The organism is Streptococcus hepaticus, assembly GCF_043656315.1.
In the GTDB taxonomy this organism is placed as follows: Bacteria; Bacillota; Bacilli; order Lactobacillales; family Streptococcaceae; genus Streptococcus; species Streptococcus hepaticus.
Genome location: NZ_JBINIY010000001.1, coordinates 164011 through 177980, shown reverse-complemented (window position 1 = coordinate 177980; position 13970 = coordinate 164011). Strand labels below are relative to the sequence as shown.

The following is a 13970-nucleotide window of genomic DNA, read 5'->3' as shown; positions in this document are numbered from 1 at the left end:
TTTTTTGATATTCCTATCTTAACATGGGTAAATTTCTTCGTCTAATATATAAAATTTAAGAACAAATAAAGAATTTTAATAGGAAAAGCTGAGATTTTTATCCCAGCCTAGGTTTATTTATTTTTTCTAACAAAATGTCCTTCTTCTACCTCAACCCAGTCAAATGCTTCCGTCAAGGTAAAGTCTGAGACTTGGCTAGATAACTGACTTAATTGCTCTTTTGCACGAGCAGGATTCAGAGGCAGATTAGCGGCCAAAAGGTATTGGGTATAGGGATGTTGTGGATTAGCAAAAAGTTTATCCGCAGGTGCTAATTCGACCAATGCCCCCTTGTAGAGCACCGCAATCCGATCTGAAAAATGCTCTACCACTGTCAAATCATGCGAGATAAACAAATAAGATAATTGAAATTCATCCTGCAATTCTGCCAACAACTCTAAAATCTGAGATTGAATAGAGACATCCAAGGCTGATGTCGGCTCATCACAGACAATAAATTGTGGACGACTGACCACCGCACGCGCAATCCCAATCCGCTGGCGTTGTCCACCACTAAAGGATTTTGGTCGCTTATGAACGTCATTGCCACTGATACCAACCCGCTCTAAGACAGCCAAAGCCTGTGCTTCCGCCTCTTCCTTAGGCAATTTGAACAAGGGTTCTTTAACACTATCTAAGGCTGACAGGTAGGGGTTCAGGGCTGAAAATGGATCTTGGTAGATGATTTGAAGTGCTTGATTCTTCAATTCTTGATCTGTCAGACCCGGATAGGAAATTTGACCAGAACTTGGTTTTTCCAAACCTAAAATCAACTTAGCAAGCGTGGATTTCCCAGAACCCGACTCACCAACCAAGCCCAGGGTTTCCCCTTTATAAAGGTCCAAACTAACCCCATTTACCGCTAGGTGGCGCTGTTCTTGTCCTAGAAGATTTTTCTTGGCGTAAACTTTCTCTACATCACTTACCTGAATAAAGCTTGGCTTAGTCATGAACAATCTCCTTTCTAACACGATGAGTTGGAGTTAAGGCCACTAGCTCCGTTGCCCGCGTTGCTTGCATATCTGTAGTGACAGTGCTTGCCTCCAGACAAGCTGCTCGCAATAATTCCTGTGTATAGGAATGCTGAGGATTGTCGAAAATCTCTTCAACACTGCCCTCTTCCACAAACTCGCCTTGACGCATAACCTTCACTTCATCACAAAGTCCAGCAATCACACTGAAATCATGGCTTACGATAACAACCGTTAAACCAAGCGTTTCCTGCAACTCCTTGAGTAGCACCAAAATTTGGGCCTGAATGGTCACATCAAGTGCGGTTGTCGGTTCATCCGCAATCAAAACCTTGGGATTTGCTAATAGAGCCATGGCAATGAGAATCCGCTGGCGCATGCCTCCTGAAAACTCAAAAGGATATTGTTTGAGACGGAGTTGGGGATTTTGAATCCCTACTCGCCCCAACATTTCCAGCATTTTTCCCTGGCGCTCTTCCTTGGTCAAATTTGGCTGAAATCGTTTGAGCACTTCTTCTAGGTGATAGCCGATTTTTCGCAAAGGATTGAGCGAGGTCATGGGGTCTTGGAAAATCATCGCTACTGGAAGCGAGGATTGATTTTCAATCGGCAACCCTTCCACTTTGATGGTATCATAGGTAGCCTTCAATCCTTTTGGCAAGATACCTAAGACGGACTTCATGGTCAGACTTTTCCCACTACCAGACTCGCCAACAATTCCTAGAATACGACCCGACGTCAGAGAAACATCCACCCCTTTGACTAGAACTTGATTGGACTTCTTCCCAATCTTTTCAATTTTTAAATTTTTAATGGCTAAACTAGTTGTCACCGACAGTCACCTCCTTCTGTAGACTATCTCGGAGCAAGTCACCAAGATTATTGAAAGAATAAATAGTGAAGAGGATAAAAAACCCCGGTAAAATCGCCATATAGGGTGCACTTTGCAGGGTTGACTGGGCATTTTGCAAAAGACTTCCCCAGGAAGCCAGAGGCTGCTGAATCCCGATTCCCAAGAAGCTAAGAGCTGACTCGGTCATGATAGCCGAGGAAATGCTGGCTGACGCGGCTACAATCAAGGTTGGCAGAATGGCAGGTAAAATATGACGACGAATAATCACCGACTTTTTCACACCGATAAAGTCCGCATATTGCACATAATCATGAACCTTAGCAGCCAATGTTTCCGCACGAAGCAGACGAGCGATGGACATCCAAGAAAAGCCACCGATAACGATGATAATGGTCGTCAGACCTGGTTTCAAAAAGACACTGAGCACAATGACCAACACCAACCAAGGAATAGAAGACAAGCCATCCACTAGTCGCATGAGAACATTGTCCACTTTCCCTCCGAAAAATCCAGCAATAATCCCAATCACACTCCCAATGGTCACAGAAGCCAACATGGCTAAAACGCCAACCAAGAGCGACACACGTCCTCCATAAACAACGCGAATAAAGTAGTCTCGCCCAACATTATCTGTCCCAAAAATGTGCTCTAAACCGGGCGCTTGATTCATCTGACTGACATTGGTTGCATTAGGATTAATAGGAATAAGTGGTGCCACCAAAGACAAAATCAAAATAAGCAAGAGAAATCCCGCTGAAAAAAGGTAGAGAGGCGAAGCCAGTAACTCTTCTTTGAGATGTTTCAAAAATGTCATCCCTGACCTCCTTTCGTAATGCGTGGATCAACAAGTGAATAGAGAATATCGGATAAAAGATTACCCAAAATCACCAGAATAGCTGATAAAAGCATAGCTGCCATGATAACAGGATAGTCCAAACTCCGCGTCGCCGTCGTCAGATAGGGACCAACACCTGGCCAAGCAAAAATCGTTTCCGTAATCAAGGCTCCCGTTACCAACATGGGCAGAGCCATACCGATTTGCGTCACGATAGGAATCAAGACATTACGCGAAATATGTTTGCCAAAAATAGCCGCGCGCGAAGCCTGAAAAGCCTCCTGCACCGTCACATAGTCCTTATCCACTTCGACAATCGCTGCCGTTCGAATATAACGAATCAACTCTGGCATAAAAGCCATGGTCAGCGTGATATAGGGCAAAGTGAAATGAGCAAGAAAGTCTCCTAACTGCCCTTCTTTGCCCAAGGTATACATGCCGATAAATGGCAAAGCATTGAGACGATAGCCAAAGATATAAATCAAAATCATGGCAAACCAAAATGTTGGCACTGCAATCCCAAAGGAAGCAAAGCCATCAATGAAGCGGTCTGCCCATTTCCCACGATTGGCTGCAGACACCAAGCCCAAGACTATGGCCAAAACCAAGGCTGTCAGATAGGCTGGTAAGACTAAGGAAATTGTATGAGGAATTTTTTCTGCCAAATCTGCAGCAATACTATGCTGGGTCAAGAGCGAGTTTCCAAAATCACCCGTCAAAATCCCCTTGAGCCAAATCACATACTGGCTCAAAAAAGGCTGATTGAGACCGTGCTGCTCCTTCAAAATCTCTATCTGCTCTGGCGTCATATTGGGTGTTGTCAAAGAGTCAATGACATCATAGGGTGCCAGCTGAATCAAAGAAAATACGATAAAGGAAATAACCAAAAGCAAGGGGATGGCTTGGGCAATTCGCTTTAAAATATAGTTGAACATTTTTTCTCCTATAAATGCCTAAAACTGGAGCAATGTCCAGTCTCAGGTCTATGATTTTGTCCGTCTTAGTTTTCTACTGTCAATTTTGACGGATCTTCAAAAGTATAAATTGGAATCAAACCAGCTTTTTCAACGTTTCCAATCCGTTTGTTAACAGCCAAGATTTTCTTGTTGTCAACGATTGGGTAGATAGCTGCTTGATCTGCCAAACTTGCTTGCAAATCATCATAAATCTGATGACGTTTTTCCTTGTCCAATTCAACAGCACCTTGGGCAAAGAGCTCATCTACCTTGCTCGAATTCAAGTGGAAGTAGTTTGAACCACCGCCTGTTTTGAAGAGGCGAGCGTATTGGTCAGGGTCATTTCCCATGATATAACCATTCAAGAAGAGGTCATACATGGTTGAGTCTGGTTTGCGAATTTCAGTTGAGATAGCTGTTGAGTCACCACCAGCCAATTCGACGGTAATACCAACTTTGGCCAATTGTTCTTGAATCAAGGTTGCTTGCAAGGTTTGAGCAGCGTCAGAAGCTGAGTAGGCCAAATTGAGTTTCAAGTTAGAAACGCCTGCTTCTGCCAAGAGTTTTTTAGCCTTATCTACATTTTGGCTGTATTTCTCAACCTTCTTAGTCTGGTAAGGATTGGCAACTGGTAAGAATGAGTAAGGTGTTTCATAATATTCTTTGTCCAAATAAGCCGCTTGGTTCATCTCATCCTTATTGAGAGCGTAGAGAACCGCTTGGCGCACGCGCACATCTTTCAACTCATCAGTCAGAGTATTCAAGCCCATGTAGCCAACTCGATTTTCTGTATAGGCATAGGTCGCAATACTATTTTTATCCAAGTCTGCAATATCTGTTGGCAAGACGAAAGCTGCATCGACTTCACCTGTTTGAAGGGCAACTTTTGTGGTATCTGCGCTGGTGATAATTCGTAACACAAGATTTTCAATGCTCGCCTTATCCTTATAGTAATTCTCATTGGCTGCCAACTTGATGTACTCACCGTGCTTGTATTCAACCAGTTTGTAAGGACCAGTCCCCACTACATCATTGGTCAATTGGCTAACTGAGAAATCTGGCTCATCATTGTAGGCATGTTGAGGAATGATATAGGTTTCTGTAACGATATTATCCAAGGCCGCTGCACTGACAGACGGAAGGATGAATTTAACCGTGTAATCATCTACCTTTTCTACGGTAACCGGCTTGTCATTGATCCAAAGACCATCAGCATTGCCATTTTCTTTTTTCACTTTTTGCTCATAGGTAAAGACTACATCATCCGCTGTAAATTTCTCACCGTCTGACCATTTGACATCTTGACGCAATTTAACTGTAATGCTGAGACCATCTTCAGCAATGTCATAACCATCTGCCAATTCATTGACATAAGAACCGTCTGCTTCCACACGGACGAGCGGTGAATAGACCATATTTGCAAAGGTCAAGCCCCAGCGGTCACTCGTATTAATCGGATTTGTTGAACTCGGATCTCCATTGATGGCATAAGTAAAGGTATCTGAGCTTGCTGCTGAACGAGAGGAACTTGTCTTGCTACTATTGCCTGATCCACAAGCTGCTAGAGCCAAAACGGCTACAGCTGAGAGAAGGCTTGCTACTATTTTTTTCTTCATGTACTCTCCTTAAACTTTTCTTAATTGATATGGTCCTTATCTTAACAGTTTCACTAGTTCTTGACAAATATATAGTTTTAAAGAGTAATTAAAAAATTTTAATCGCTAAATAATTGACACAAAAATAGGGAGCAGACTCAGTCGTCTTCCTCCCCACTAACAAATAGCCTAGTTTATATCTTTTCGTAAGATAGGCATGTCACTCAATTTAACATTGGAAAATGCTGTGTAAAACTTCTCTGCCTCTTCATTATCAGCCCGAATCAAAAAATACTGATTTACCTGATTATCAACACAGATAGCCTCGAATGTTTTAAATAAGTATTGCGCAACTCCCTTGTGGCGATAGGCCGGTAAAACATATACCCAATTGACATAGGCCATTTTATACTGGTCTTGTATACAGGTATAAAAATGATATTCTAGTCTTCCGATAACTTGGTCCTGCTCAAAAGCTAGTAATGACTTGCAGACTTCGCTAGACTCTTTAGCTAGGGCTTCTACTATCTCTTTCTCATCAACAATATCCGTTGTCATCATTTCAGGCTCTAAGGAGAGAGCTAACTGTAAATAGTCTAAATACTTGCCCACATTTTGAAGTGACAATGTTTCAATCCTCATATTTTCACCCTTTTCAACTGTCCCATTGTTCTATGAAGTATTCCAAAAAAGCCAAGGAATATTCCCCAGCTTTTTCTCTCTTTAAAATCCTTCTACGTTTGTGTAGATTTTTTGTACGTCTTCATCGTCGTCCAAGGCATCATAAAGTTTTTCAAACGTTGCCAAGTCGTCGCCTTCAAGCACTACTTCTGATTGAGGAATCATTTCCAATTCAGTCACTTGGAATTCTTCAATACCGTTGGCACGAAGGGCTTCAATTCCTTTGTGAAGATCAGTTGGGGCAGTGTAAACAGTGATTGTACCATCTTCTGCTTCCACATCATCTACTTCGACATCTGCTTCCAACAATTGTTCAAAGACAGCATCCGCATCATCACCGGCAAAGACGATAACCCCTTTTTTATCAAAGAGGTAAGACACTGAGCCAGATGCACCCATGTTACCACCGTTTTTTCCATAGGCAGCACGAACATTAGCCGCAGTACGGTTGACATTTGATGTCAATGTGTCCACGATAATCATTGAACCGTTTGGTCCAAAGCCTTCGTAACGACCTTCCACGAAAGTCTCATCTGTATTTCCTTTGGCTTTGTCGATGGCTTTATCAATTACGTGACGTGGCACTTGTGCTTGTTTTGCACGGTCCACAACGAATTTAAGGGCAGCATTTGTTTCTGGATCTGGATCACCTTTTTTAGCTGCTACATAGATTTCTACACCAAATTTTGCATAAACTTTTGAGTTAGCACCGTCTTTAGCTGTTTTCTTAGCTACGATATTGGCCCACTTACGTCCCATGGGATTCACCTCATCTATATTTGTTTTTTCTTATTTTGAAAATAGCAGAGCTAGTTTCAGACTGCCCTATTATACCACATTCTTTCAGTTTTGAGAAGAAAGGAAATGGTCTCAACTATACAGTTGACATGTATAGTCTGATGATATATAATACAATTATAAAGTTCAACTGTATAGAAAGATAAAAATCCATCACTATGAAACGAAATAAATATTTACCACTGACCGAAACCACCTACTATATCCTGCTGGCACTTTTAGAGCCTGCTCACGGCTATGCAGTCATGCAGCAGGTGGAAGAAATGAGCGACGGTGATGTCAAAATTGCTGCCGGAACCATGTACGGAGCCATTGAAAACCTATTAAAAACTGGCTGGATTGTCGCTGTTCCTAGTGAAGACAAGCGTCGGAAAGTCTATCAAATAACAGCTAGTGGCAAGGAAATGCTTCAGTTAGAAACGGACCGCATCCGTAAACTAAGCAGCATTGCGCAAAAATTAAATTTTTAGGAGTTTATCATGAAAAAGCACAAAATTTTTACCTCATTGCAAGACGAAGAAAATTGGATCAACAGTATCCAAGCTCAAGGCTATCGACTGACTAAGGTCAATCCTTGGTTAGCCAGCTATACCTTTGAGCCAAGCCAAACAGAAACACAAGCTCTTATCCGCTTAGATTTTCGCGAAAGTTTTAAAAAGGAAGCCTACTTAGACTATCTGACCCTCTTTGCGGATAGTGGCTGGCAACTGATTGCCGGCAGTCGCTTTAGCGGAACCCAGTATTTTCGCCAGACAGAAAAAGCTTCGTCTGACCAAATTTTTTCTGACAGCGAATCTAAAAATGCCTTCTACACTCGTTACCGCAACTTTGCCTACAGCTATTTTCTTGTCTTTTTATCCATCTACTTTTCACAGACAACTGTGATGCACCAACACCATTACCAATTCTTTGCACCTAAAACCTGGTTCCTTACTCCTGGTATCTGGGACAGGCAGGGGTATCATTTTTGGGTTTCCTTTTTATTTGAACTTCCCTTTGCTATTGGAAGAAGCGGTATCTTCTCTTATTTCTTCCTTATCCTTGCTATTTTTTATTTCCAAATTGCCTATAAAAGCAAAACAAAAAAGAGTTGAGAAATGTCTCAGCTCTTTTTAGATGATAATCCCCTCCAAATGGTCCAGTTCATGTTGGACAATCTGGGCTGGAAAATCTTTTAAGGTCAACGTTTGCTTCTTCCAATCTTGATTGAAAAAGCTGACTGTGATTTCTTGATAACGTGTCGTCGGACGGCTACCAACCAACGATAGACAGCCCTCTTCTGTCTCATAAGGACCAGCCTTGCTGAGAAGAACTGGATTGTACATAACCAAATTGGTAAAACCCATATTGACAATGATAATCCGTTTCTGCACTCCAATCATGTTGGCTGCCATACCTACACAATGCTCCTGATGAGCCCGCAAGGTATCTTGCAAGTCAATCCCGACCTGTAAATCCGCCTGCGTCGCCACTTGTGACGGCTGTTGGAGAAAGAAAAAATCTTTCATAATTGGTTGAATCATCGCATCTCCTATTTTATTTTGCTCTGTGCCTTATGCAAAGCAGTAACAACTGGATTTAGTCGATAAAGCTGTGCATCAGCGTCTGTCATAATCGCTAAAATATAAGGACCACTTTTTGCATAGACGATTCCAGCATCACTAGCTGCGTGATAGCCTGGATAAGCAATCCAACCCGCTTTTGATTGCGTTCTATATTGGTCGCCAAGCACTGACTTGATGGGCGATAAATTTGGATTTTCAAACCAAGTACCGACTTGTTGACCAGTCTTACCATTCGTAAAATAAGTATAATTGCGTTGCCATAATTTATGTAATTCGCGACTACTGTAATATGGATAAAGAGCATCTACAACACTTTCTCGTACGCCTGCTTCTCTTGTCCAAGCGCGTAAACTAGAATCTCCATATGTATCTACACGTAAAGACCAGTAACCTTCATTGCTAGAATATTGCAAAACAGATTGCATCATAGCCTTTGAATAACGAATGGACATTGGATTTTTTGCCGCCAGACTTGCAACAAATGGCCCTTTCACGGTACTAGCAGCATAAAACTTTTGATCTGCATTAAATTCTAGACCTTGCTTCGTACGAACATCAACCATGATAAATCCTAATTGATAGCCCACATTTTGTATACTTCTAATAGCCTTTAATAAGTCTTTTTTGGTATCATAATCAATCTGATAGCCACCTATAGACTTAATTTGTGCAGCCAAGGCCTCATCGGCTGCATACTGTGTCCGAATTGGTTGACCTAAACGAACCGCCTGAAACTTAACACCTTCCTGACGCCAACCATGTTGTCGCAAAATATTGTACTCATTTTTATCTGTTGTCCAATGGTGGAGACCACGAAGTACTTGATTGTAGATGCGATAAATCGAAACCTCTCCCCCAGAATAAAATACTGGGCGACCATTATTATCCTTCGTCCAGCCATGTTGAAGGGTTAAGACATTCACTTCATTTGTATCTGTTGTATAGAGATGATTTTGCAATCCACGATTATAAAGACGGTAAACTGGAACTCCCTCGACTGGTGCAAACCAAGCAATCCCTTCATAGCCCCAGCCATGTTTTTCATAGAGAACAGTTTTCTCATTAGCATCCGTGGTATAAAGATGTTCTCCATTTTGAGAATTATACAAACGATAAACAGGTTTGCTTTCAATTTCTTTAGCTAGTGTAGCACTTTCTTCCTCGTTTTTTTCAGACTCAGTTGCTGGACTTGGAGTTGATGAGTCCCCTGTATCAGATGAAGGGACGGGCACAGAGTCATCAGACGTTAGCGCTGGCTCCTCTTGACTACTACTCTCCATCGTATCCGGATTAGTTACCGTCGTTCCTTCCGCATCCTGATCACTTGTAGAGTCCTCTTCCAATTCTACAGCTACTGTAATTTCATCTGCTTCTACAGCTTCTACAGGAACAGATGAAGAAGGTTGTGTGGCACTCTCTGTTCCTCCATTGCTCACTTCTCTTGCTGCGACAAAGTGGGAAGAGCCCAGTAGCATGATTCCAACCAGACTAGCTAAGGCAAAATAGAGCCACCGATGGATAATCTTGTCCATTTTAAAACAATCTCCTAAAAAATTTTACCTCTTCATTATATGCCACTTGATTCGTTTTGTAAATAGAGAAACCGCCCTGAAAGGCGGTTCTTTTATACTGCACAAACTACAGACAGTTGTAGTAAGCGACGTTTAAAACATATTAGGCTGCACTGATAAGCACTTGATTATCCACCAAATCAGCCTTAAGGTGCTGGGCATCTGTATGGTCTAGGTAAAAATCAGTGACCTTATCACGAATTTGATTTTCAATGACGCGACGGAGGGGGCGTACTCCCATGGTTTCATCATAACCTTCTTCAATCAAGTGCTGAACAACTTCATCACTGACCGACAAAACCAAACCTTTCTTGGCCAACGTCTGATTAACTTCCTTAAGCATGAGGTCTACAATCGCGCGCAGGTCTTCCTTGGTTAGTTTGTGGAATTCAATCACGCCGTTGAAACGATTGAGAAATTCAGGACGGAAGTAGGGTGCAATCCGCTCCATGATAGACAGCTCTGCCATTTCCCCAGAAGGATCATAGCCAAAACCAGCATTGGACGTCGCGATAATCACGGTGTTCTTGAAGTTAACGGTATTACCCTGACCATCTGTCAAATGGCCGTCATCCAAGACTTGGAGGAGAAGGGTAATGACCTGAGGAGCCGCCTTTTCAATCTCATCCAAGAGAATGATAGAGTACGGATTGCGGCGCACGCGCTCGGTCAAGGTATGCGAGTTATCATCGTAACCCACATAGCCAGCTGTCGTGCCAATCAGCTTAGAAACCGCAGTCCGGTCGCTATATTCCGACATATCCAAACGAATAATGGCTTCCTTGGTCCCAAACATATCCAGTGCTAACTGTTTGGCTAATTCCGTCTTACCGACCCCTGTTGGACCAACGAAAAGGAAACTACCGATTGGTCGATTGCCATCATCAAAGCCAGCACGATTACGACGAATAGCACGTGCCACAGCTTCAACTGCCTGATCCTGACCAATGACTTTTCCTTCTAAACGACTGGCCATTTCTTTGAGACGTTCAATGTCAGAAGTTCCCATTTGTGAAACAGGAATACCTGTCAAGCGCTCTACTGATTGAGCGATATCATTGGTTGTTGCCCTTACTTTCTTATTCTCAGTGTGGTTTTCGATTTGTTTTTGCAATTCTTCGATACGTACTTTGGCTTGGAGAGCTTTTTCATAGTCCTCCTCTTGGGCAAATTTTTCCTGTAAATCTTTCTGGCGAGCAATCTCTTCCTCAATAGACTTGACATCTGTCACAGGATGCTGTGCTGCCAAGTGAGCGGCCGTCATATCCACCAAGTCAATGGCCTTATCTGGCAAACTCCGTTGCGGAATGTATTGGATAGAATAGTCTACTGCCGCTTTCAAGACCTCATCTGGCAAGATAACATTGTGGTGATTCTCGTACAAATCGCGAATACCTTTTAAGATAGCCAAAGTATCTTCAGCCGACGGCGCATTGACCTTGACTTCATTGAAACGACGCGCCAAGGCTGCATTTTTCAAAATCGTATTGCGGTATTCATCCTGAGTAGAAGCCCCAATCACTGTCAACTCACCACGTGAAAGTGCAGGTTTGATCATATCCGCCAACCCCTTGGAACCAGAATCTCCACCTGTTGAACCCGCTCCTAAAATCTGATGAATTTCGTCAAAGAAAAGGATAATATTTCCAGCTACCTTGACCTCTTCCACCAATTTTTGGATATTTTCCTCGAAAGCCCCACGGTACTGAGTGCCCGCTTCCAAGCCTGAAATATCAATACTGATAATTTCTTTGTTTTTGATAGCAGCCGGTACATCACCAGCGACAATGGCCTGCGCTAAACCTTCGACAACGGCAGTCTTACCAACCCCAGCATCACCGACCAAGACTGGATTGTTCTTGGTACGACGAGAAAGAATTTCCGCAGTTTCTTGAATTTCCTTGTTACGTCCAATGACCGGATCAAGCTTCCCTTGCCGAGCCTCTTCTGTCAGATTAGTTCCTAACTTGCCTAAAATTCCATCTTCTTTTACAGTTCCATTTTTTTGTGAAATAGCTTGCGCGCCGTCTTCTTGTGGCAACTGACCCGTTTGACGGTAAACCGCAAATTCCTCCGGTGTCACCTCGCGACCATTGATGAGGTAGCGACGATTTTCAGAACGATAGCCTCCCATATTCCCCATGAGTTGATTGAAAATATCGTCCATATTGTTAAAGTTATTAAAATTGTTGTTCATGTGTTTGCTCCTTTTTGACTATTGCTGACCTTTTCTCTAAAAATAAAAACTAGGCCTGTCTCGGAATAATTTCAGGTTCAGTAATGTGTGTTTGACCAAAACTGACCTTTACTTCAAAAATGAAATGACTTGTCATACAGCCACCTCCAAAATCTCAATTCACTAAGGTTTTCTAACCTTATGTTGTTATTATACACCATTGATCAGCAAAGGTCAATGTTTTTGTTTGACTATTTTTGACCTATTGTAAAAAAATAAAAAATCACTCGAAACTATCGAATGATTCTCTATCAGTTTACCAACCAAAGGCATCTGTCGGCGCCTCTAAATAATCCAGCCAGATAGCCTCTTTCAGGCGACAGAGGGTAATCGACAGACCAGCCATATCCAAGCTCGTAATCAAATGACCTGCCTTAGAAAAGACAATATCCAGTTCATCTAGGGTCAAAAAATCAAGGACATCATTGGTGAAAATCAACTCTTCCATTTTAGAAGTGGCCCCCAGATTGTTGATCAGTAAGATAAATCGCTCTCCGTCCTGCCACTTCAACTTCATTTTGAGTTTATTAATCAATTCATTGGCAAGAACTTCGGAAGAATCAAATGGGACCGTCCGATAACCTGGTTCACCATGAATCCCAATCCCGAAGGAAATATTCCCTGGTTCCAATTGGAACATAGGATGATTGTCCCCTAAAATAGTAGCTGGTTTTGTTGCAAAACCTAGGGTCGCCATGGAAGTTGCAACCTCCAATCCCAAGGCCTCTAAATCATCCAAACTAGCTCCTTGATAGGCTGCTTGGCCTAAAATTTTATGCAGTAAAATTGTTCCTGCAACTCCACGGTGACGTAACTTGAAATTAGACGTCTCCACAGAAATATCATCATGGGCTACGACGTATTTTACTGGAATCCCTTCCGCACGCGCAACATGAATGGCCTGAGAAAATTCTTTTAAATCCGCTTCAAAATTCTTAATGATAACAAAAACACCCTTGCCACGATTCAAAAATCGAATCACTTCTAAAATATCCGCTGCACACGGTGGGATAAATATCGGACCACTAATAGCAGCTGTTAACATGCCTTGTCCCACATAGCCAAAATGAGCTGGCTCATGGCCACTGCCTCCACCTGATAAAATCGGGATTTGTTCCGCACCTACCTGGCTATTATAAATGGCTGGTAGATTGCCAATTTGTTTCAAATGTGGATGGATACGAGTGATAGCTTTGATACTTTCCAACACAAAATCCATTCCCTTATTACATACCTGTACCATACATTTCACCCTAATAATTTTCTAACGATGTTGTAATCAACTGCACAATCGCCTGATTGTCCAACTGACAAGAAGTCGTTGAACACGTTAACAAATGCTTGATGAGATTGGCCAAAGCTAAACTATGATAGGTCAAAAACAGTTCCTTCTCTTCTTCTGTCTCAAAGGTCCGAATCTGATAATCTGCTATCAACTTAGCAATCAATTGTTGACAGTAACCTTCAAAATAGGAAGAAAAATCATTCTGATCTTCAATTTCAAACAATTTTCTATAGAAATCCCGATTGCAATGGAAAAAATGCAAGAGTTCCGTCAATAATTGAATGCCTGAAATATAATCCAAATTATCCGTCACTTGCTCACGCAGCTCTGTTTGAAAAATCCACTCCAGCAGCTCATACTTATCCACAAAATGATTGTAGAAAGTCTGTCGCCGAACTCCAGCTTCTTCCATAATCACACTGACAGAAATTTTTTCAAAAGATTGACGAACAAACAACCTCTTGAAAGCCTTGGCTATCCGCTTTTTCGTAATCAATGAGGAGACCATACTTTCCCCCTTTAAACCGTAATCTATTTCCTCTAGTCTACCATGTTTTCTCCAGACTGAAAACTAATTCTAGGCGG

Annotated in this window: 14 protein-coding genes; 2 read left to right on the top strand and 12 right to left on the bottom strand. The window is 42.1% G+C overall.

Annotated features, from left to right (window positions below; genetic code table 11):
- Window positions 1–113: 113 nt before the first annotated feature.
- From ACHUFA_RS00960 to ACHUFA_RS00930, 7 genes are all read right to left on the bottom strand, one after another.
- Window positions 114–989, bottom strand: coding sequence for an ATP-binding cassette domain-containing protein (locus ACHUFA_RS00960; RefSeq protein WP_394404652.1), 876 nt, complete (start codon window positions 987–989; stop codon window positions 114–116).
- Window positions 982–1842, bottom strand: coding sequence for an ABC transporter ATP-binding protein (locus ACHUFA_RS00955; RefSeq protein WP_394404651.1), 861 nt, complete (start codon window positions 1840–1842; stop codon window positions 982–984). Before ACHUFA_RS00955 ends, ACHUFA_RS00960 begins: the two co-directional genes overlap by 8 nt.
- Complete coding sequence (locus tag ACHUFA_RS00950) at window positions 1832–2677, bottom strand: ABC transporter permease (RefSeq protein ID WP_394404650.1); 846 nt, start codon at window positions 2675–2677, stop codon at window positions 1832–1834. Before ACHUFA_RS00950 ends, ACHUFA_RS00955 begins: the two co-directional genes overlap by 11 nt.
- Window positions 2674–3633 (bottom strand): ABC transporter permease, encoded by a 960-nt coding sequence (locus ACHUFA_RS00945; protein WP_222347045.1) that lies wholly within the window; start codon window positions 3631–3633, stop codon window positions 2674–2676. The genes ACHUFA_RS00950 and ACHUFA_RS00945 overlap by 4 nt, the downstream gene beginning before the upstream one ends.
- A 65-nt stretch (window positions 3634–3698) precedes the next feature.
- A complete protein-coding gene (locus ACHUFA_RS00940; protein WP_394404649.1) occupies window positions 3699–5270 on the bottom strand; it encodes an ABC transporter substrate-binding protein in 1572 nt (523 codons plus the stop codon).
- A gap of 168 nt (window positions 5271–5438) precedes the next feature.
- Window positions 5439–5891 (bottom strand): GNAT family N-acetyltransferase, encoded by a 453-nt coding sequence (locus tag ACHUFA_RS00935; RefSeq protein WP_394404648.1) that lies wholly within the window; start codon window positions 5889–5891, stop codon window positions 5439–5441.
- A gap of 81 nt (window positions 5892–5972) precedes the next feature.
- Window positions 5973–6689: a YebC/PmpR family DNA-binding transcriptional regulator gene (locus tag ACHUFA_RS00930; protein ID WP_394404647.1), complete on the bottom strand. Its 717-nt coding sequence runs from the start codon at window positions 6687–6689 to the stop codon at window positions 5973–5975.
- A gap of 197 nt (window positions 6690–6886) precedes the next feature.
- On the opposite strand from ACHUFA_RS00930, the gene ACHUFA_RS00925 reads away from it, so the two are divergent.
- Window positions 6887–7198, top strand: a complete 312-nt coding sequence (locus tag ACHUFA_RS00925; RefSeq protein ID WP_222347049.1) for a PadR family transcriptional regulator — start codon at window positions 6887–6889, stop codon at window positions 7196–7198.
- A gap of 9 nt (window positions 7199–7207) precedes the next feature.
- Entirely contained in the window at window positions 7208–7822 is a 615-nt protein-coding gene (locus ACHUFA_RS00920) for a DUF2812 domain-containing protein (RefSeq protein ID WP_394404646.1), read from the top strand.
- Between the two features lie 18 nt (window positions 7823–7840).
- Here the strand turns inward: ACHUFA_RS00920 and ACHUFA_RS00915 are convergent, their stop codons facing one another.
- The 5 genes from ACHUFA_RS00915 to dhaS form a co-directional block, all read right to left on the bottom strand.
- Complete coding sequence (locus ACHUFA_RS00915) at window positions 7841–8251, bottom strand: peptide deformylase (protein ID WP_222347051.1); 411 nt, start codon at window positions 8249–8251, stop codon at window positions 7841–7843.
- 8 nt (window positions 8252–8259) lie between these two features.
- Window positions 8260–9825 (bottom strand): serine hydrolase, encoded by a 1566-nt coding sequence (locus ACHUFA_RS00910; RefSeq protein ID WP_394404645.1) that lies wholly within the window; start codon window positions 9823–9825, stop codon window positions 8260–8262.
- Between the two features lie 142 nt (window positions 9826–9967).
- The gene (locus tag ACHUFA_RS00905; protein WP_394404644.1) at window positions 9968–12061 is read right to left on the bottom strand and encodes an AAA family ATPase; all 2094 of its coding nucleotides are present in this window, start codon (window positions 12059–12061) and stop codon (window positions 9968–9970) included.
- 295 nt (window positions 12062–12356) lie between these two features.
- Window positions 12357–13343: a DhaKLM operon coactivator DhaQ gene (gene dhaQ / locus ACHUFA_RS00900; protein ID WP_394404643.1), complete on the bottom strand. Its 987-nt coding sequence runs from the start codon at window positions 13341–13343 to the stop codon at window positions 12357–12359.
- Window positions 13344–13353: 10 nt separating this feature from the next.
- A complete protein-coding gene (dhaS, locus tag ACHUFA_RS00895) occupies window positions 13354–13893 on the bottom strand; it encodes a dihydroxyacetone kinase transcriptional activator DhaS (RefSeq protein WP_222347055.1) in 540 nt (179 codons plus the stop codon).
- Window positions 13894–13970: the final 77 nt, after the last annotated feature.